The organism is Leclercia sp. LSNIH3, from assembly GCF_002935105.1.
In the GTDB taxonomy this organism is placed as follows: Bacteria; Pseudomonadota; Gammaproteobacteria; order Enterobacterales; family Enterobacteriaceae; genus Enterobacter; species Enterobacter adecarboxylatus.
Window position 1 is genome coordinate 3,545,461 of sequence record NZ_CP026387.1, and the last position, 22,383, is coordinate 3,567,843.

Annotated in this window: 4 protein-coding genes; 1 reads left to right on the forward strand and 3 read right to left on the reverse strand. The window is 61.7% G+C overall.

Annotated features, from left to right (window positions below):
• Positions 1–38 precede the first annotated feature (38 nt).
• The 3 genes from C3F35_RS26705 to C3F35_RS17300 form a co-directional block, all read right to left on the reverse strand.
• A complete protein-coding gene (locus tag C3F35_RS26705; protein WP_146054038.1) occupies positions 39–16,142 on the reverse strand; it encodes a BapA/Bap/LapF family large adhesin in 16,104 nt (5,367 codons plus the stop codon).
• A gap of 827 nt (positions 16,143–16,969) precedes the next feature.
• Positions 16,970–19,774 (reverse strand): Ig-like domain-containing protein, encoded by a 2,805-nt coding sequence (locus C3F35_RS17295; protein WP_103792484.1) that lies wholly within the window; start codon positions 19,772–19,774, stop codon positions 16,970–16,972.
• A gap of 858 nt (positions 19,775–20,632) precedes the next feature.
• Positions 20,633–21,193 (reverse strand): YceI family protein, encoded by a 561-nt coding sequence (locus C3F35_RS17300; protein WP_032613344.1) that lies wholly within the window; start codon positions 21,191–21,193, stop codon positions 20,633–20,635.
• A gap of 302 nt (positions 21,194–21,495) precedes the next feature.
• On the opposite strand from C3F35_RS17300, the gene nanR reads away from it, so the two are divergent.
• On the forward strand, positions 21,496–22,281 hold the full coding sequence (gene nanR / locus C3F35_RS17305; RefSeq protein WP_077227853.1) for a transcriptional regulator NanR: 786 nt from the start codon (positions 21,496–21,498) through the stop codon (positions 22,279–22,281).
• Positions 22,282–22,383: the final 102 nt, after the last annotated feature.

The window sequence follows — 22,383 nt, forward strand, 5'->3', positions numbered from 1 at the left end:
AAGCCCGGGCGACGTGCGCCCGGGTCTTGTTATTAGCCTTAGCTGGTGATGATGTGTTGTTGGTTAACCAGTTCCTCGTAAGTTGTCTGAACGTTATCCAATGTTACCAGTGTAGTATTGGTGTAAATATTTGCCGTTCCGTCTCGGTCGACAGAGATCACGGTATTGCCATTGCTGTTGGTAACGTGCAGATAGTTACCCAGCGTTGCGCTTTGACCGTTCCAGCCCACCAGCAGATCGCTGATGTCGATCTTGTCTCCCTGCGCCAGCGAGAAGTTGGTCCAGTGGTCATTGCCCCCGTTGCCCGCCGTGCCGTTACCTGCCGTGTTGTTCAACACCTCGTAAATCAGCGTGTCGCCATAGGCGCTACCGGTGAAGGTATCGTTATGCTCGGAGCTGACGAACTTCGGTGCCATATCAATGGTCAGGGTCGCGGTATCGGAGGTGCCGTTATCGCCGGTCAGTTTGTAGGTAAAGGTCTCCTTCGTGGTCATCGAGGCCAGCGAGACGCCGCTGTTCAGGGTGTAGGTGTAATGCCCGTCCACGCCGATGGTCAGCACCCCGTAATGCCCCTGAACCGTGGCGGTCGCCGTGGCGGTGGTGTACGGATCCAGCGTAGTGACGGTGCCGGTATAGCTGGTGATGCTCAGACGGCTGTCCACCGAATGGAGCTGATCCAGCACGCCGCCCGAATCCGAACCGTCAAAGATATTGCCGGTGACGGTGTGGCCCGCCGTGGTCAGCTCATTGTTCAGTAACACGGTCGTCCCGGTGACGTACGGCGTGATGGAGATGGCGCCTACCCCCAGCGGCCCCATGGAGCCGGTAAAGCTCAGGGTGTAAGTCCCCGCGTCCAGATCCAGACCCGCGACGTTGATGGTGGCAACGCCACCCAGCAGCAGACCGCCATTGAAGGAGCCGCTTCTGGAAACCCCCGCCCCGGTAATGGTCCAGTTCACGTTCAGGCCGCCCAGCGTCAACAGTGAGGCGACGTTGAAGTGGAGCACGACGTCATGCAGGGCGGTGTTGGCCGCCACCACAAACTCGCCGCTGCCTCTGCCCGTGGTAGGGGCCAGCAGGGCGGCGTTCCAGGTCGCGTTACCCACCGTATCATCCCGATAGGCCGCCACAGGGTGGGTCGCATCCACGCTCAGCGTATCGCTGACGTCGTTGACCGCATCCAGCGCCACCGGCGTTGGGGTGATGTTCAGCGAGGCGGTGTCCTTATCGCCATTCGGTGCCGTCACGGTATAGACGAAGGTGTCCGGCGTGCTGATCAGGTCGGCCCCCACCCCGGCCCGCAGGGTATAGGTGTATTTACCCTGCGCGTCGATCAGCAGGGTGCCGTACTGCCCCTCAATGCGGGTGGTGCCCGTGGCGTTCACGTCAACGCCGTTCACCTGGGTGACGAAGGTGCCTGCTGGCACAATGTCACTCTGCAGCACGTCGCCGGTCGTCGCGGCGGTGGTGCTGGTGACGGCATAAACATGATCTTCCAGGATGTTGATCTGGTAGCCGGTCAGGGCGGTGATCCCTGAGACGGTGTTCATCAGGAAGATGTATTCCCCTGCCGGCAGGGTCAGCGTCAGCGGCGCTGAGGTGCCGCCCAGCAGCGGCGCGCGCAGCCAGCCTGACTCGGTGCGCATCCGCTCATAGCTCTGTGTCGCCGGGTTGAACTTGTAGATATAGAGGTCAAACACCGACGCCAGGGCAACCCCGCCAACAGACCCCTGAATGGTCATGGTGCGGGTGGTGCCTTCCTGCACGCTGTACTTCATCGTCTCGCTGCGATCGTCCAGCAGGTTGAGATTCAGCACGTTACCCAGGTTGACGCCCACCACGGTAAAGCCGCTCTGGCTCGATGGACCGTAGTCGATAGCCTGCACCTGCGTATTGAAGGTCAGTGCAGCGGTATCGTCCACTGCCGTCACGCTGTTGCGCACCGTGTTTTCACCCAGGGTGATCACCAGGCGGGCGTCGTCCGTGGCCCCTTTCCCGGCGATGTTGTAGGTGAAGGTATCGGTCCGGCCCAGCACCGAGGCGCTGGTGTTGGTCAGGGTGTAGGTATAGCTCCCGTCAGTATGCAGGGTCAGGGTGCCGTACAGCCCGTTGATGGTGGTGCCCGCCGTACCCGCCGCCACGTTGACCGTGACGCCGTTGGCGTTGGTCACGCTGGTGACCACCGTGCCGTTCGGGGCGCTGTCGCTGCCGCTCACCGGATCCACATCGGTGATGACGTTGCCGTTTTGCACCAGCGTGCCGGTCAGGGTGCCCGCGGTGGTTTGCGTGACGTCCACATCAAGGCTGGTGTACGACCCGGTCGCCAGCAGGTTGGAGTTGTAGCTCAGCACGCGATACTGCCCGCCCGGCAGACCGGTCAGGTTCAGCGTCACGCCGCTGGCCCCGAGGGTCAACAGGTTAGCGAACTGCGGCAGGCCGGTATCCACTTCTGTGGTCCAGGTGGTGCCGTTCCAGCGCTGAACGATGATCTCCAGAGTGTTGAGCAGGGAGAGGACAATGCCGGTGGCGCTGGCGTTGATCTCCATGTCCGCACTACCGCCGGTCGGTACGCTGAAGGTCACCTGGGCCGAGTTTTCCCCCAGCAGCGACAGCACGTTGCCGACGCCGCCCACCAGCTGAACGCCATAGTCACTGTACTGGGCAGTGCTGACGGTGGCGTTGGTGGTCAGGGCCAGCCCCACCACGTTGTCACTGGCCGACAGCGGCAGGTTTGGCGCAATCACCGTGCCGGTGACGGAGGTATTACCCGCCGCATCGGTGGCCGACAGGGTGATCCGCTCCCCTTCGGACTGCTTATCGGTGAAGGTGTAGCTCCAGTTGCCCTGCGCGTTGGCGGTGGTGGTCACCACGCTGTTATCGCTCAGCAGCAGGGTGATGGTGCTGCCCGCTTCGGCAGTGCCGCTCAGGACGCTGCCGTCGGCGTTGAAGGTCCCCTGCGGGGTGCCTGGCGCAACGGTATCCACCACAATCGAACTCAGCGGCGTCACGGCGCTGGTGCCCGCCGCATTGCCTGCGGTGGCGGTAAAGGCGTGAGGCCCATTACTCAGCGGCACGGTTGGGGTCCAGGTCCAGACCCCCGCGCTGTTGGTGGTCACCGTGGCTAACAACACGTTGTTGTCATACAGGGTGATGGTGGAGGACGGCTGCGCGGTCCCGGTCAGGGTTGGGGTGGTATCGTCCGTGCTCTGCCCGTTCAGCAGGTTGCCGATGATGCTGCCCACATTGTCGTTGACGCTGGTAATCGCCGGTGGGTTTGGCACCTGCGAGTACGGCATCCGCAGATCCACCGTCAGCCCGGCGTTACCGGCCCGGTCGGTGGCAAAGACGTGCAGCAGTTCGGCGTTAACCTGTGGCGTGGTGAGCGTGATGCTGAACTTCCCGGTGGCGTCAGCGACGCCGGTGCCCAGCACCGTCACGTTGTCAGTGCCGAGAATGGTCACGGTACTGCCCGCCTCGGCGGTGCCGTTAACCTGGCCGCCGCTGTTAAGCACGGTGAAGCCACCCGGCGCGCCCGGCGCTACGGTATCGACGGTGATGGAGGTCACCGACGATGCCGCGCTGAGGTTGCCCGCCGCATCGGTGGCGGTAGCGGTGAAGTTATGCACCCCGTCGGTGAGGGTGGTGGTGGTCTGCGCCAGCGTCCACTGGCCCTGGGCGTTCGCCGTGACCTCGCCCACCAGAGTGGTGCCGTCGTAGATGCGAACGGTTGCACCGGCTTCGGCTGTGCCGTTGAGGGTCGGACGGTTGTCGTTAGTCGGATTACCGTTGAGTACCGGACCCTGAATCGAGCCGACGTCATCTACCACCGAGGTGATGACAGGCGCGCCCGGGGCGGTAGCATCGAGGTTAAGGTTAAAGCCAGCGGTTGGCAGGCTCACGTTGCCCACCGCATCGGTGGCGGTCACCGTCAGGGTGTGCTGTCCGTCTGCCAGCGGCGTCGTTGGGGTAAAGCTCCAGGCGTTGTTAGCGTCGGCCACCACGCTGCCCAGCAGTCGATCGCCGTCGTAGACGTTCACCGTAGCGCCAGCTTCCGCCGTGCCGTTCAGGGTCGGTCTGGCATCGTTGGTCAACTGACCGCTGGTGAGCGACACCTGGGTGCCGACATCATCCACCACCGAGACCAGAACCGGTACCGCTGGCGGCTGGGTATCTACCGTCAGGCTGAAGGTCGCAGAAGGATCGCTGCTGTTGCCTGCCGCATCCGTCGCCACCGCCGTAAAGTTGTGCAGGGCGTTGGTGAGCGGCGTGGTCAGCGGGATCGTCCAGTTGCCGTTGGCATCGGCAGTGGCGGTACCCAGCAGGGCCTGGCCTTCAAAGATCTGCACCCGGGCATTCGGTTCGCTGGTACCGGAGAGCACCGGCAGGGTGTCGTCGGTGCGCTGACCGCTGGTGAGCGCGCCCGTAACAGAACCGACATCATCCTGAGCCAGGGCGATGACCGGCGCGACCGGTTTAAGGGTATCCACAATCACCGTGAAGCCTGCCGAGACCTCACTGAGGTTGCCTGCCGCATCGACGGCAGTGGCGGTGAAGGTGTGGCTGCCGTTGTCCAGTGCGTTTTCGGGTGTGAAGGTCCAGTCGCCTGCGGCGGTGGCCTGCACGGTGCCGAGGGAGACGCCATTGTTATAGACAGTCACCGTGGCGTTAGCGGCGGCTCTGCCCGACAGGGTTGGAGTGGCATCGTCGGTGACCTGACCGGACGTGGTGAGTGGGGTCTGGATCGGGCCAACGTTGTCGGCGGCCGCGACAATGGTCGGTGCCGCTGGCGCCAGCGTATCCACCGTCAGGGTAAAGGCACCGCTGACAGGACCGGTATTCCCGGCGGGATCGGTGGCCGTCAGGGTCACGCTGTGCAGCCCGTCCTCGATGAGGGTGTCAGGCGTAAAGGTCCAGCTGCCCGACGCATTCACCACCGCGTTGCCAATCTCCTGCCCGTCGACAAGAACGCGAACCGTGGAGCCAGCTTCACCGGTGCCGGTAAAGGTTGGACGGTTGTCGTTGGTGATGCCGCCGTTGTTGATCGCGCCGGTGATGGTCCCAACATCATCCACCACGCTGGAGAGCACCGGCGCCAGTGGGGCAACGGTATCTACGTTCAGCGAGAAGGTCGGAGAGGTGCCCGAGACGTTACCTGCCGCATCGGTAGCGTTGACGCGCAGCGCGTGCGCCCCCTGAGCCAGATCGCTGGTTGGAATAAAGCTCCAGCTACCGCTGGCGTTGACCAGCGCGGTGCCGATCTCGATACCGTTATCCAGGATGTGCACGGTGCTGCCCGCCACGCCGGTGCCGGTCAGTTCTGGCCGTGCATCGTTGGTGAGCTGGCCGCTGACCAGCGGGCCGGTATTGCCCGCTACGTCGTCGTTAACGCTGACCAGCACCGGGGTGGCCGGTGGGGTCATATCGACGGTCAGAATATACTCCCCGGAGAGCGGGCTGACGTTACCGGCGGTGTCGGTTGCGATGGCGGTAAAGCGATGTTCGCCTTCAGCCAGCACCATCGTTGGTGTGAAGCTCCAGATGCCGCTGGCGTTGGCCAGCACGGTGCCGAGCAGGCGGCTGCCTTCGTAGATGGCGACGCTGCTGCCCGCTTCCGCGCTACCCGACAGGGTTGGCGTGTTGTCGTTGGTGAACCCGCCGCTGGCGACGTTACCGGTGACCGGGCCAACGTCATCGTTGGCACCGGTGATAACCGGTGTAGCCGTCACGGTATCAACCACCAGCGAGAACGGATCCGAGCGCAGGCTTTCGTTGCCCGCCGGATCGGTGGCGCTGAGGGTCAGGGTATAAGTGCCGTCGTCCAGCGCCTGAGGCAGGGTAAAGCTCCAGGCACCGGTGGCGCTCACCGGGACGCTACCGAGCAGGGTATCGCCGGAATAGACGTTAATCACATCCCCCGGCGTCGCCGTGCCGTTCAGTACCGGCTGGTTGTCGTCGGTCGGTCTGCCGCTGACCACCGATCCGGTGATGGTGCCCACGTCATCCACCAGGGTGCCAAACACCGGTGCAGCAGGTGGCGTCAGATCGATATTGACCGTCGCCGCTGGCGACTGGCCGCTGGTCTGGCCATCAACGGTGGCGGTCACGCTGAAGCTGTGGCTGCCTTCCCCAAGGGTCGAGACCGGGAATGTCCAGGCCCCGGAGGTGGCATCGGCAGTCACCGTGCCCAGCGCGGTGGTGCTGCCGTCCTGGTAAATGGTGACCAGGCTGCCCGGGATCGCCGTACCGGTGAGGGTCGGGGTGGCGTCGTTGGAGCTGCCGCCTTTGACGTTGACGTTACCGCCGGTGCCGTTGTCATCCAGGATGGCATCGATCGTCGGGACATCCGGCAGCGCAGGCGTGGCCGGGACGTCATAGGTTGCCGGGCCGCTGAGGTTGCCCGCCGGGTCGCTGGCGGTCAGGGTGAGGGTCACCGCATCGCTTTGCGGCGGGGTCAGGGCCACGGAGAATTGCCCCTGCGCGTTGGTCACGGCGGTGCCCAACACCACGTTATTCGGGCCAGTGACCGTAATGGTGGTACCCGCTTCGGCGGTGCCGGTCAGCGGTGTACCGCCGGAAACGATGTCGGTAACCGCAGGCGCATCTGGTGCGTCAGTATCGATGACCACACTGACCGGGCCGCTTTGGCTGGTGTTGCCCGCCGCATCGCGCGCCACCACGGTGAGGGTATGCGTAGTATCGGACAGCGGCGTGCCGACCGGGATCGGCAGCGTCCACTGCCCCTGCGCGTTGACCTGCACCTCGCCAACAGGATTGCCGTCAACGGAGACGGTAACGGTGCTCAGCGGTTCGCCGGTGCCGCTCAGCGTTGGGGTGCTGCTATTAGCGTAGAGCGTGCCGTTGGCGAGGGTGCTGTCGGAGATCTCCAGCAGCTGCGGGATTGCCGGTGGCACGGTGTCGATGGTGAAGGCAAAGTTACTGCCCGCCTCGCTGACGTTCCCGGCGGCATCCATTGCTGCCACGGTGAGGGTCGTCGCGCCATCTTTCAGCACTGGCGTGGTGATGGTCCAGGTGCCGTTGCTGACCAGGCCGCGTCCCACTTCGATACCGTTGCTGTAGAGAATAACGGTGGTGCCGTTCTCCCCGGTGCCGGTGACGGTTGGGATGTTGCCGTTGCTGCTACTGCCCGCTGCGATATTGCCGGTGACCGGCCCAACGTTATCATCCACGCTGGTGATGACCGGAATGTCAGGCACGAGGCTGTCGACGGTCACGGTCATGGTGCCGGAAAGCTCAGAGACGTTGCCCGCCTCGTCGGTGGCAGTGAGGGTGAAGCTGTGCGACCCCTCGGCCAGCGGCGTCTCTGAACGCCATGTCCAGTTGCCGTTAATATCCACTACCACTTCGCCCACCAGCACGTTACCTGTGGTGGTCTGGTCGTAGATGCTGATCACGTCATCCGGTGTGCCGGTGCCGCTCAGCACCGGACGGGTGTCGTTGGTGGCGCCGTTATTGCCCACCGGCCCGGTAATGTCGCTGACGTTATCCGTCACCACTGGCAGACCCGGTGCGGTTGGGGCATCGGTATCGATGGTGATAGACACCGGCTGCGACGGGGCGCTCTCGTTGCCCGCGCCGTCACTGTTGGTCACGGTCAGGCTGAGGTCGTAGGTGCCATTTGGCAGACTTTCTGGCGGGGTCCAGGTCCAGGTGCCGCCTGGCTGGACGGTGGTTTCACCGATCGGGGTGGTGCCGTTGTAGATGGTAACGATATCCCCCTCATTCCCGGTGCCGCTCAGGGTTGGGGTGGTATCACGGGTACTACCGCCGCCGGTAAGGGCGATCTCTCCCGTGCCGTCAGGGTTGACGGTGATGTCCGGGATAGCCGGTGTGGCAGGGGCCACGTTATCCACCACCAGGTTAAAGGTGTTGGAAACGGCGGTATTGCCTGCCGCATCGCTGACCGTGGCGGTCAGGGCATGCGTGCCATTACCCAGCGGGGTCGTCAGTTGGACGCTCCATGCCCCCGTCGCGCTGGTGGTGGCGGTGCCGAGCAGGGTGGTGCCTTCATAGAGGCTGATCTGCGCGTTGGCCGGGCCTGTCCCCCGAATCAACGGCAGGGTTTCGTCGGTCGGCTGGTCGCTGACCACGTCGCCCGTGACGCTGCCCGTGCTGTCCACGGCCAGGGTGATGACCGGGGCAACAGGCGGTACGGTGTCGATGGTGACGTTAAAGGCCGGGGAGGCCTCGCCGGTGTTACCCGCGGCATCCGTCGCCACGACGATGATCGCGTGCGGCCCCTCGGTGAGCGGGTCTTCCGGGGTGAAGCTCCATGTGCCTCCTGTCCCTACCTGGGTCGTGCCGACTTCCACGCCATCCACCTGAATGCTGATGGTGGCCCCGGCTTCCCCGGTGCCGTTCAGGGTCGGACGGGTGTCGTTAGTGGCAGTGTTGTTCCCGATGACGACCGCGGTGCCGGAGAGATCGTTGATCACGGAGGTGATCGCCGGGGCGTCCGGGGCGGTGGCATCAACCACGATGCTCCAGCTGTTGGAAGCGGCGCTGGCGTTGCCCGTGGTATCCACGGATTGCGCCGTGAGGACGTGGCCGCCGTCAGGCAGCGCGGCGGTGAGCTGGATCTCCCAGGTGCCGCCCTCGCCGGTCTGCGTGGTGCCGATCAGCGTCGTGCCGCTGTAGAGTTGAATCGTCGTGTTGGCAGGGCCGGTGCCGCGGATCAGCGGCGTTGCATCGTTGGTGGTTTGCCCGTCAGTGATGGTGCCGGTCACGCCGGGCACGTTGTCCACCACATCCACAATCACCGGGATGGCCGGAGGCGTGGTGTCCGGGGCGGCGATCTGGCCTTCCGCGCCGGTGTTTCCGGCTCTGTCGGTGGCGGTGACCGTCAGCAGTTCGCCGTTCTGTTTCGGCGTGGTAAGGGTGATGGAGAAGCTGCCGGTGTCATTGACCACCCCGGTGCCGATCACCGTGTTGCCATCGCGCACGGTGATGGTACTGCCTGCTTCACCCCGGCCAGTGAGGGTGCTGCCATTGTTAAGGACCGTGAAGCTGTCCGGTGCGCCCGGGGCAAGGGTATCAACGGTGATGGAAGCCACCGGGGATGCCGCGCTGAGGTTGCCCGCCGCATCGGTGGCAATGGCGGTGAAGGTATGCTCGCCATCCTCAAGGGCGATGAGGGTTTCATCCAGCGTCCACTGTCCCTGATCGTTGGCGAGGGTCTCGCCTACCAGAGTCTCACCGTCGTAAATGCGCACGGTTGCGCCGGCTTCGGCGGTGCCGTTGAGGGTTGGACGGGTGTCGTTGGTCGGATTGCCGTTAAGCACCGGACCTTGCACTGAGCCGACGTTATCCACCACTGAGGTGATGAGCGGTGCGACCGGAGCGGTGGCATCGACGTTGATGACAAACCCTTCGTTAGGTGGGCTGACGTTGCCCGCCGCATCGGTGGTGGTCACCGTGAGCGTATGTTCCCCGTCAGCCAGCGGCGTCGTTGGGGTAAAGCTCCAGGCGTTGTTCGCCCCGACGGTAGCGCTGCCCAGCAGGGTGGTGCCGTCGTAAATGTTCACCGTGCTGCCCGCCTCGGCCGTGCCGCTGAGGGTCGGTCTGGCGTCGTTGGTCAGTTGGCCACTGGTGAGATCCACCGGCTCGCCCACATCATCCGTGACCGAGACCAGAACCGGCGCGTCCGGCAACTGGGTATCTATTGTCAGGGTGAATGGCGCGGACGGATCGCTGATATTCCCTGCCGCATCGATCGCCACCGCCGTGAAGCTGTACACATCATCGCTAAGCTCTGTATTTACTTCGATCGACCAGCTGCCATTGGCATTGGCGATGCCTTCACCGATCAGGGTCTCACCATTGAAAATCTGCACCCGGGCATTTGGTTCGCTGGTGCCGGTGAGCACAGGCTGTTGATCGTTGGTGGTGCGGCCGCTGGTGAGCGCCCCGGTCACCGGGTCAACATCGTCAATCGCCAACGCGATCACTGGCGCGGTTGGTTTCAGGGTATCGACAATCAGCGTGAAGCCCGGCGAGGTTTCGCTGAGGTTGCCCGCCGCGTCAATGGCGCTGGTGGTGAAGGTGTGGCTGCCGTTGCTCAGGGCCGTGGTTGGGGTCCAGCTCCACTCCCCGGTTTCCGTGGCCTGCACGGTGGCAACCTGGGCACCGTTATCGTAAATCACCACCGTGGCGTTGGCTTCAGCGGTGCCGGTTAACCCTGGTAAGGCGTCATCGGTGACCTGGCCGGAGGTGGTGATTGGCGTCTGGATAGGACCCACGTTATCGCTGATGGCGGTGAGCGTTGGGGCCGCAGGTGCCAGCGTATCGACCGTCAGAATAAACGGATCGCTGGCGGGACCGGTGTTCCCGGCGGTATCGGTGGCGGTAAAGCGGATGCTGCGCGAGCCTTCTTCGAGCGCCGTCTCCGGGGTAAAGGTCCAGCTGCCCGAGGCGTTAACCACCGCGGTGCCGATCTCCTGATCATCGACAAGAATGCGGATAGTGGCACCCACTTCGCCGCTGCCGGTAAAGGTTGGACGGGCGTCGTTAGTGACATCGCCGCTGTCCAGCGTGCCGGTCACCGTGCCGACATCATCCACCACGGTGTCCAGCACCGGTGCCGACGGGGCAGTGATATCGATAGTGATGTTGAAGATGGGCGAGGCGCCGGAGACGTTGCCCGCGGCATCGGTAGCGTTAACGCGCAGATCGTGTGGCCCTGAGGCCAGATCGGTGGACGGCGTAAAGCTCCAGTTGCCGCTGGCGCTGACCAGCGCGGTGCCGATCTCCACCCCATTATCCAGAATGTGAACCGTGCTGCCCGCCACGCCGGTGCCGGTCAGTTCCGGGCGCACATCGTTGGTGACCTGGCCGTTGGTCAGCAGGCCGGTATTGCCCGCCACATCGTCGTTGATGCTGGTGATCAGCGGCGTGGCCGGTGGGGTCACGTCAACGGTCAGGGTGTAGGAACCGGAGATCGGGCTGACGTTGCCCGCGCTATCGGTAGCGACGGCGGTAAAGACGTGCTGACCTTCCGCCAGCACGGTGGTCGGCGTGAAGCTCCAGGCACCCGTGGCGCTGGCGGTGACGGTGCCAATCAGCCTAATGCCGTCGTAGATGGCGACGCTGCTGCCCGCTTCCGCGGTGCCCGTGAGGGTTGGGGTGTTGTCATCGGTGCTGCCGTTGTTGGCGACGTTGCCGGTAACCGGCCCGACATCATCGTTGGCCCCGGTGATGATTGGGGCGTCCGCAGTGGTATTCACCACCAGGGAGAAGGCTTCAGAACGCGGGCTTTCGTTCCCGGCCGGATCGGTGGCGCTGAGGGTGAGGGCGTAGGTGCCATCATCCAGCGGTTGGGCCAGGGTAATGCTCCAGGCCCCGGTGTTGCCCACCGTCGCGGTGCCGATCAGGGTATTGTCGGCGTAAAGGCGGATCACATCGCCCGGGGTCGCTGTGCCGGTGAAGGTCGGCAGGTCATCATTGGTAGGTCTGCCACTGACCACTGTGCCGGTCTGCGGGCCAACGTCGTCCACCACGCTGCCAAACGTTGGGGTGGCCGGTGGGGTGAGATCGATATTGACCGTCGCCCCCGGAGACTGGCCGCTGGTCTGGTCGTCGACGGTAGCGGTCACGCTGAAGCTGTGGCTGCCTTCAGCCAGGGCATCTGAAATCGGGAACGACCAGGCTCCCGTCACTTCGTCGGCCGTGACGGTGCCCAGCGCCGTGGTGCTACCGTCCAGGTAAATGGTGACCAGGCTGCCCGCGATCGCCGTACCGGTGAGGGTAGGGGTGGCGTCGTTGGAGCTGCCACCTTTGACGTTGACGTCACCGGCGGTGCCGTTGTCATCCAGGATGGCGTCGATAACAGGAACGTCCGGCAATTGTGGCGTCGGCAGGACGTCAAAGCTCACCGGATCGCTGGCGTTACCCGCCGGATCGCTCGCCACCACGTTCAGCGTGGTTTCGTTGTACTGCGGTGGGGTCAGGGCCACGGAGAACTGCCCCTGCGCATTGGTCACGGCGGTGCCCAACACCACGTTACCCGGGCCAGTGACCGTAATGGTAGTACCTGCTTCGGCGGTGCCGGTCAGCGGCGTACCGCCGGAGACGACCTCGCTGACCACCGGCGCGTCCGGCGCGTCAGTATCGACGACCACGCTGACCGGGCCGCTTTCGCTGGTGTTGCCCGCCGCGTCGCGCGCTACCACGGTGATGGTATGCGGATTATCGGACAGCGTTGTGCCGACCGGCAGCGGGAAGGTCCACTGCCCCTGCTCGTTGACCTGCACCTCGCCGAGAGGATTGCCGTCAACGGAGACGGTAACGGTGCTTAACGGCTCGCCGGTACCGCTGAGAGTCGGGGTGCCGCTGTTCACGTACAGCGTGCCGTTGGCCAGCGTGCTGTCAGAGATCTCCAGCAGTTGCGGGTTGCCCGGCGGCACGGTGTCGATGGTGAAGGTAAAGTCGCTTCCGGCGCTGCTGACGTTCCCGGCGGCATCCACTGCCGCTACGGTGAGGGTCGTCGCGCCATCCTTCAGCGCGGCCGTGGTGATGGACCAGCTGCCGTTGCTGACCAGCCCGCGCCCGACTTCAACGCCATTGCTGTAGAGGATCACCGTGGTGCCGTTTTCGCCGGTCCCGGTGACGGTTGGGGGGGTGTCGTTGGTGCTGCCGCCCGCGGCGATGCCATCCACGCTGCTAATCAGCGGGATCTCCGGGAGCTGGCTGTCAACGGTCACGGTAATGGTGTCCGACACCACCGAGGCGTTGCCCGCGGCATCGGTGGCGATGACGGTAAAGCTGTGTGACCCCTCGGCCAGCGGCGTCTCTGAACGCCATGTCCAGTTGCCGTTGAGATCCACCACCACTTCGCCCACCAGCACGTTACCGTCCGCGGTCTGGTCGTAGATGCTGATCACGTCATCCGGTGTGCCGGTGCCACTCAGTACCGGACGGGTGTCGTTGGTCGCGCCGTTGTTGTCCACCGGCCCGGTAATGTCGCTGACGTTATCGGTGACCACCGGCACGTCAGGTTTATCCGGCGCGTCGGTATCGATGGTGATGGACACCGGCTGCGACGGGGCGCTCTCGTTGCCTGCGCCATCTTTGTTGGTCACGGTCAGGCTGAGATCGTAGGTGCCATTTGGCAGCCCGGCTGGCGGGGTCCAGGTCCAGTTGCCGCCAGGCGGAATGGTGGTTTCCCCGATTTTGGTGGTGCCGTCGTAGATGGTGACGATATCGCCTTCTGTCCCGGTGCCGCTCAGGGTTGGGGTGGTGTCGCGGGTGCTGCCGCCGGAGGTGAGCGGCTCTTCGCCGCTTCCGTCAGGGTTGACGGTGATCGCCGGTACTCCCGGAGTGGCCGGGGCCAGGGTATCCACCACCAGGTTAAAGCTGTCGGAGGTGGAGACGTTGCCGACCGCATCTCTCACCGATGCGGTCAGGACGTGGGTGCCGTTAACCAGCGGGGTGGCAAGCTGCAGACTCCAGATACCTTCCGCATTGCTGGTGGTGGTGCCGAGCAGGGTGGTGCCTTCATAGATGCTGATCTGCGCATTCGCCGGGCCGCTGCCGTGGATCACCGGACGGGTTTCGTCAGTCGGGACGTTGTTACTTACATCCCCCTGCACGCTGCCGGTGTTGTCTTCGATCCGGGTGATCACCGGAACGTCCGGGGCGACAGTATCAATGGTCAGGGTAAAGGCCCCGGAAGCCGGGCTGCTGTTCCCGGCGGCATCTTTTGCCACCGTGGTGATCTCGTGCAGACCATCCGCCAGCGCCGTGGCTGGGGTGAAGCTCCACTCCCCGCCGTTGCCCACCTGGGCGGTGCCGATCTCTACGCCATCCACCCGAATGCTGATCGTCGAACCCGCTTCGCCGGTGCCGTACAGGGTTGGGCGGTTGTCGTTGGTGGTGCCGTTGTTGGCGATGGCTTCTGCGGTCTCAGGCAGATCGTTGATCACCTGGGAAATGGCTGGCGTAGCCGGTGGCGTGGCATCAAGGATGATGCTCCAGCTGTTGGAGAATTCGCTGCGGTTGTCATTGCTATCAACGGCCTGCGCCGTCAGGACGTAGCCACCGTCGCCGCTTAGCTCCAGCTCGGTGGTCCAGTTGCCGTTCTCATCCACTTCGGCAGTCCCCACCAGGGCCTCGCCGTTGTAGATATTAATGGTCGCGCCCGGTTCGCCGGTACCCGTGATGAGCGGACGGGAGTCATTAGTGACCTGACCGTTGCCCACCACGCCGGTAAGGCCCTCTACGTCATCCACCACGCTGGTGATGAGCGGGGCCTGCGGCGGGGTGACGTCCGGTGCAGTCACACTGCCTTCCGGCCCGGTATTGCCCGCCGGGTCGGTGGCGGTGGCCACCAGTTCCTGTCCGTTCAGGCGCGGGGTGCTGAGGAGAATTTCGAAGCTGCCGTCAGGGCCGGCAACGCCTCTGCCGATGACGTCGTCGCCATCGCGAAGGGTGACGGTGCTGCCTGCTTCTGCCTTACCGGTCACCACCGTGCCTTCAGGATTGATCGCCAGATCGGTCGGTGCGTCAGGCGGGGTGACATCGCCCACCACGGTACTCACTGGCTGGCTCTGGTTTCCGGCGGCATCGGAGGCCACCACGTTGAGGGTATTCCCTTCGGTTTGTGGCTCGGTGAGAACCACGTTGTAGTCGCCGTTGGCATCGGTCTGGCCGGTACCAATCACCGTTCCGCTACCGTTGGTGATGGTGATCGTGCTGCCTGGCTCGGCGGTGCCGATGACCTCGGTGCCGCCAGGGATCAGGCTGATGGTCGGCTGGTCCGGCGGGGTGCGGTCAATGGTAAAGTCAAACGGAGCGGAAGGGGCGCTGGTGTTGCCCGTCAGATCGGTCTCCGTCAGGGTGATGCTGTGCGCGCCATCCGCGAGAGGGGTCGTTGGGGTAAAGCTCCATTTGCCATCTTCCCCCACCGTGGTCTGGCCCACGGGCTGACCGTTGTCATAGATCGTGATGGTGCTGCCCACCTCGCCGGTGCCGGTCAGGGCAGGGCGGTTGGCATCGGTGGTTTGCCCGGCGGTAAGCACGCCCTGCACCGTCCCGGTGGTGTCAGTGATCGTCACGCTGGAAGGGGCATTCGGGGCAACGGTGTCCACGTTAAAGCTGAATGCCGGTGAGGCCGGTCCGGTATTGCCCGCGCCGTCGGTGGCCCGGGTGGTGATTTGATGCGCCCCTTCGCCCAGGGCAGTGTCAGGGGTAAAGCTCCAGCTGCCGTCGCTGTTCACCTGCGCCGTGCCGATGGCGACGTCGTTATCGTAAATTGTGATGGTGCTGCCGGGTTCGCCGCTGCCGCTAAAGGTCGGACGGGCATCATCGGTGGTCTGGCCGCTGGCGAGCGTGCCGGTTACGCTGCCCACATCATCGGTAACGCTGTCGAGGATTGGGGCTTGCGGGGGTGTCGTATCTACCGCGGTCACCGGGGTTCCCGGTCCGGTATTGCCTGCCCCGTCAGTCGGGGTGACGGTCAGGGTCTCGCCGTTGGTGTACGGCGTGCCCAAATCGACGGTGAACTCGCCGTTGCCGTTGGTCTGGCCTCTGCCGACCACATTCCCGTTGGCATCGGTGACGGTGATGGTGCTGTTGGCTTCGGCGCTGCCGCTAAGTTGAGTGCCATCTGCGGAGAATCTGAGGTTGCTGGCCGCGCCCGGTGGGGTCGTGTCGTTCGGATCGGTGCCTGGCTGCGTGGGGTTACCGCCGTTGCCGCCGTCACCATCCCCATCACCGCCGTTGCCACCGCCATTGCCATTATCGTCGTCGCTCCCGCCACCACCACCGCCACCGCCGCCACCTGCGGCCAGGGCAATGCCGCCTGCCACTGCCACGCCACCCAACGCCCACGGCCAGATCGCCGCCTCACCTGCCGACGCGGTGGTTGTTCCCGCCAGCAGGGCATCAATGGAGGCTATCGACTGGTAGCCCTCTGCCGCCATGGGATCGGCGATCCACCACAAGGCGCCGTTGCTTTCCTCCAGCACCAGTTGGCTGATCCCCTGATCGCCCGCGACAAAGAAGTTTTTGAGGGTGATGACTTCGCCATCATTCAGCTTAACGATCAGGTCGTTACCGCTGCGATCGTAGTCGAGAATGTCGGCGCGTTCGGCATCGATTTTAACGATGGAGGAATCATTCAGCGTCACCTGAGACCCGTCTGTTACCCTTTCCACGTGCGTCAGTTTGGAGATGACAGTGATTTTACTCGTGTGTATTACTCCCGGCAGAGTGCAATGAAATGGCGAACGGTTTCAGCCATTTCTATTGAGCAGATTGAGCGCCACCCGTAGGGAAACTGTTTATTTGAAACAATGACCCAGGGTAATTATTTGAAAGTTATTCAGGGCTGCCGATAAATCGATGGTGGCAGCGACATTTTGCCCTTGATATTAAGGGGTAAGGCGATATGAGATATATTTCTCGGCGGTAAAATCCTTGTCTTTAATATTGGTAACAATTTCGTATTGACTGAATTTGATATAGCCATAAAGTGCTAAAAGCGCAACTTAAGCGCAGGTTAATAAAGGGTTAGTGGTGTTGAAGCGGTAATTGCTGTGGAGGTGAATTAAATGAGTCCAGGCGGGGTGCGGGTTGGCGTGATGGGCGAAGCGCTGAGTGGAGGCGTTCATTTTAAAGGTAATTTAAGGGGTTAGGAATTATCTGGATGTGTAAAACAGGCGAATTTATATTTTAGTGTGGCTGTGTAAAGAATTAAGCTGGAGTAAATAAGGCAGTGAATAAGATATATCAGGCGCGTATTTTAATATCCATATACAGGAGTTGCATTAATAAATAGTGTTGCCACTTAGAGCATGGTTTAAGTTAAGGCAACCAGGGTATTTAGTAGTAATAATATTATGCTAGTTAGATCACAATATTTATGGCATTAAGTGTGGGGTTATTATCGGAGGGCAAAATATATTTTGGTTTTTAAAGCCGGGAAAGGCGTTGCCGCCCTCCCGGCGCGTACAGGCTAACCGGTAATAATGTGGTTCTGGTTGACCAGCTCTTCGTAGGTGGTCTGGACCTCATCCAGGGTCACCAGCGTCGCGGGGGTATAGCTGGAGCCAGCCCCGTCCCGGTCGAGGCTGATCACCGTGTTGCCATCACTGTTGCTGACCTGAATGTAACCCCCCAGAGTGGCGCGATCGCCATTCCAGCCGATCAACAGCTCGCTGATGTCGATTTTGTCTCCTGCCGCCAGCGAGAAGTGGCTGACGTGGTCGCCACCGGTGTCGTTGAGCACGTTATAGATCAAGGTTTCGCCCGTGGTGCTGGCGCTCAGGGTGCTGACCACCGGCTCGTCGGCCTGGGCGAATGCCGTGGTGGCCACCGTCGCGGTCGGCGGGTTCGGGGCCGCCGGATCGACGTTAATGGCCCAGATCTCGGACATCACGCTGTGATTACCGCGGCGGTCAACGGCATCGGCGGTCAGGGAGTGCGCCCCGTCCGTCAGACTTGCCGGGACCTGGAACGACCAGTGGCCTGTCGTATCGACCTCCGTCATCCCGATCTGAATATTCTCGCTGTAGATAAAGACCTTGGTGCCCAGCTCCCCCGTCCCGGCGATCTGCGGGGTGCGGTCGTCGGTTATTGTCCCGCTCGCAATAGTGCCGAGAAGGGTAGGGACGTCATCCACCACGTCGGTAATAATTGGCGTGGCCGGAGGCGTGGTGTCGTCGGCTTCTACCGTACTGGGCTGGCTGGTGTTATTCGCCTCATCGGTGGCGGTAAGACTCAGGATCTCACCGTTGAGCCTGGCGGGTGTCAGAGCAAAGGTGAAGCTACCTGATTCGCCAGCCACCACTTCACCCAGCTTCGTTGTGCCTTCCATAATGACCACGGTGCTGCCCGCTTCCGCGGTGCCGGTGAGCGTCAGGCCATCCGTGGAGATATCCAGATCTGCAGGCGGTTGTGGCGGGGTGGCGTCAGCGGCGGTGGCCTGCCCCGGAGGACTCTGGTTCTGGGCGGTATCGAACGCGTACACCGTCAGCACTTCACCGTTAAGCTGGCTCGGGGAGACAGGGACGGTGAACTTACCGTCAAGCCCGACTTCACCGGAGCCTAACTCTGTTCCCCCGGCATCACGCACCGAAATACGCGCGCCCACTTCGGCTTCACCGCTTATGCTGTCACCCGTCGCGGCCACCACCAGGGCGGTCGGTGCCGCCGGAGCGGTAGTGTCCGGGACAACCAGGTCTGCCGCCGGGCCTTCGTTACCGGCTCTGTCGGTGGCAATGGCGCTCAGCGTTTCGCCGTTGAGCTGAGGCGGGGTCAGGGTAACGGAAAAGGCCCCGTTGGCATCGGCTATCGCCGTACCCAGGGCGGTGCCCACATCGTCAGTGATCGTGACCGTCGCGTTGGCTTCCGCGGTGCCGGTGAGGATTGTCCCGGCGGCGTTAATCGCCAGACCGGTGGGGGCAGGCGGCGGCGTACGGTCAATGGTAAATTCAAAGGGTGCGGAGACGGGGCTCAGGTTGCCCGCTTCATCGGTTTCCGTCAGGGTGATGCTGTGCAGCCCATCCTCCATGGCGACGGGCGGGGTGTAACTCCAGGCCCCGTTGGCGGCAACCTCCACTTCCGCCACCAGCAGGCCATTGTCATAGATGGCAATGATGCTGCCCGGATCGCCCGAGCCGCCCAGCTCCGGCTGGTTATCATCGGTAAAGCCACCGTTAGTCAGCAGGCCCTGTAGGGTGCCCTCGTCGTCGGTCACTTCCAGTACTGGCGCATTCGGCGCAACGGTATCGATGGTGAGGTTGAACACCGCTGATTCCGGGCTGACATTGCCCGCAGCGTCGGTGGAGGCCGCGGTAAACTGGTGGAAGCCGTCTGCAAGATTGTTGGCGGGGGTGAAGGTCCAGCTGCCGTCGCTGTTCACCACCGTGGAGCCGATGGATTTACCGTTATCGTAAATCGTGAGGGTGGTTCCGGCCTCGCCGCTGCCGCTAAAGACCGGACGGGGATCGTCGGTGGTCTGATCGCTGTTGAGCGAACCGGTCAGGCTGCCGACAGCATCATCCGCCAAAATAATCATCGGGGTTTCCGGTGGGGTCGTATCCGCGGCGGTGATGCTGGTGGAGGGGCTGACGTTACCGGAACCGTCGGTGGCGATAACTGTCAGGGTCTCGCCGTTGGTGTAGGGCGTGCCCAGCTCGACGCTAAATTCGCCGTTGCCGTTGGTTTTCGCTTTGCCCACTACGTTACCGCTGGTATCGGTCACGGTGACCGTACTGTTGGCCTCGGCACTGCCGAGTAGCTGGGTATTTCCATTCGCGAAATGCAGGTTAGTGGGCGCGGTTGGCGGTGTAGTATCCTGGGGCACCGGGCCTGGATCGATACGATCGTCACTCCCGCCGCCGCCTCCACCGCCGCCACCGCCCGCCGCCAGTGCAATACCGCCTGCTGCTGCCACGCCGCCCAGCACCCACGGCCAGATTGGGGTATCGTCGTACGAGTTATTGACGTTGCCCGCAATCAGGGCATCGGTGGAGGGGATCGACTGATAACGCTCCACCGCGAGCGGATCGTTAATCCACCACAGGGCACCGTTTTCATCCAGCACCAGCTGGTGGTTGTTGACGAAGTAGTTTTTCAGCGTCACGGTTTCGCCGTTGGTCATTCTGACGAGCAGATCGCTGTTGCTGCGGGAATAGCTGGCGATATCACCTCTGCCGGCCTGAAGCTTCACCACGGAATCTTCGCCCAGTATGATCTGGTTTCCTTCTGCTACCGTTTGTTGATGCGTCAGTCTGGAGATGACAGTGAATTTACTCATGTGTATTACTCCCAACAGAGTGAAAGAAATGCTGTGTGTTTAAATTCATTTGTTCTCAGCAGATTTTAAGCGTCCCAAAGGAGACACTATTTGTTAGAAAGAGTGACCTGCTGTAATAGTTTTAAAGCGACTTATGCCCACCCGTATGCCCGGAAGCGGCATTGCGCTAAAGCTCAATCTGAATCAGCTAAACATTGCGGTAAGGCCAGGTGTGAATTTTGTCATCCCTGTTATTAATATTGCGATCGTCTCATTATTGCTTAAAAATGATATAGCCAGAAAGCACTAAAAGCGCAAATGACGAAGCGGCGAAATGAATTATAAGCGAGATAGCGCTTTTTGTAGGGTGATAAAAAAGAGAGTAGCAGCAGGTGGTGTTTCGCAAAGCCTTGCGGCGCGTGGGTTTGTGTTACCTGATGGCTTTATTTTCAGGAAGGGTGAAGGCTGTGGAAATGGAGACCGATCACACTTTATCGTAATAAAAAAGCCATAACATAATATTTATTTCATGCGTATCATTATAGCCGAAAATTTATTTTTATCGGGTTTGCAATTTTGGCGGAACGGGTAATTAGACGGATTGCTGCGGATAGTAATAATACAAAGGTATGATTTTTTAATTTTATCATCGGGCCGTTGGTAAATATCTCTACGACATTCGTATTATTTTCTCCGGCGTTGTTATTTCCGCTGGCGCAGTATAGAACACCCCGCGGAACTCTTCGGGGCAATAATTGATAAATATTATCGAATAAAATCGTCTCTTACGCCTTTATCTGTTGGGTATTCCCGCTGAAGCGAACCGCAGTCACCGTCATGCGTCAACTGACGCCGCTGTGCGTTGCCTTCCTGGCGCTGTTACAGGGCGGTGGCGGGTTTTGCCTGGATATCGATAGCAATGGCGATGCGATCGTCCACCACCAGCGCAAAACGATCCATCTTATAGGCCGATCGAGAGATGGCGGTGGTGGCATGCAGGGCGATCGTCTCTCCCGACAGGCGATCGAGGCGGGCGTCGAGGATCACCGGACGGTTGAGATCCCGGACGGTAAGGGTGCCAAAGGCGCGGTAGTGATCCGGGCCGAGCTTCACCACCCGGGTACTGGAGAAGGTGATGGTTGGGTAGCGGGCGGCATCAAAAAACATGTCGCTTTTCAGCTGCCAGGTGAGCAGGTTGTTGGAGGCCTGTAACGTCGCCACCGGGACGGTGACATTGATGTGGTCGTCAAATTCATTCTCCGGGTTCAGGATGACCTTACCCGTCACGCCCTTCAGATGCGCCCACGATGGAATGCCGCCAAAGGCGCGCCACGACAGTTTGATGGTGGTTCTCTCGGTGTCGATGGTATGAGCAATTGACGCCGCCTGTAGCGACGGGCAGGTGAGCGTGACCACCAGCAGAAGAAACAGGCGCAGCATAAGGTCTCCCTTTCAAAAAGCGCAGGTTTATTCGAAGTATGGCCCTGCGTGAGATAAGCGTAGAAAGGCGTGAGGGCATCGGCAAGGGGATTCAGGGCATTGTTATTCCTGCATTTGCGGTGAGGTCACAGTTTTAGAAAGTTTTCCGGGGTGAGGGTGCCAGGCCTCCCGCTGCATGACCGGATGGCCTGATGCCTTACCGGGCCTTTATCCCCGGCACCCGGAACGCGCATACCACCTGGCAGTAAGGCCTGTGTTATGATAAAGAACTTCTTAACTCAACTTCTTACGATGTAACGTCTATGACAATCTCCAGCGAAAAACAGGCAGAAAACTCCCCGGAAACCATTGGGCGTGCATTACGCCGTCGCCCGCTGGCGCGCAAAAAATTGTCAGAGATGGTGGAAGAAGAGCTGGAGCAGATGATCCGTCGTCGCGAGTTCGCCGAAGGGGAGCAGCTCCCTTCTGAACGTGAGCTGATGGCATTTTTTAACGTCGGTCGGCCTTCGGTTCGTGAAGCACTGGCGGCGTTAAAACGCAAAGGACTGGTGCAGATCCAGAACGGCGAGCGCGCCCGCATTTCTCGGCCGTCTGCGGATACCATCATCAACGAGCTGTCCGGTATGGCGAAAGATTTTCTTGCCCATCCGGGCGGGATTGCCCACTTCGAGCAGCTGCGCCTGTTCTTTGAATCCAGCCTGGTGCGCCATGCCGCCCAACATGCCAGCGAGGCGCAGATTGGCCTGCTGGAAAAAGCGCTGGAGTTGAACAGCCAGTCGCTGGATGACAACGCGCTCTTTATCCGCTCTGACGTTGAGTTTCACCGCGTGCTGGCGGAGATCCCCAACAACCCTATCTTTATGGCGATCCACGTTGCCCTGATCGACTGGCTGATCGCCGCCCGCCCCACGGTGCCAGAACAGGCGCTGCACGAGCACAATAACACCAGTTATCAACAGCATATCGCCATCTTCAAGGCGATCCGCAGCCGGGATGCCGATGCGGCTGAACAGGCCTTACAGGCGCACCTCACCAGCGTTTTCGCCACCTGGCACGCCTTCGAGCAGAGCAAAAAGCGCCGTAAGTAGTTCCGCGATCATTTAGTGAACTGGATCGCGTTCTGCGTATTTTGACGCCGTTTTTTTTCGTCTTGCTGGTATAACAGGTATAAAGGTCTACAGTCATAACAT

Coding starts and splice junctions, on each gene's coding strand:
- C3F35_RS17300 (WP_032613344.1), bottom strand. CDS start 21,193: ATGCTGCGCCTGTTTCTTCTGCTGGTGGTCACGCTCACCTGCCCGTCG.
- nanR (WP_077227853.1), top strand. CDS start 21,496: ATGACAATCTCCAGCGAAAAACAGGCAGAAAACTCCCCGGAAACCATT.
- C3F35_RS17295 (WP_103792484.1), bottom strand. CDS start 19,774: ATGAGTAAATTCACTGTCATCTCCAGACTGACGCATCAACAAACGGTA.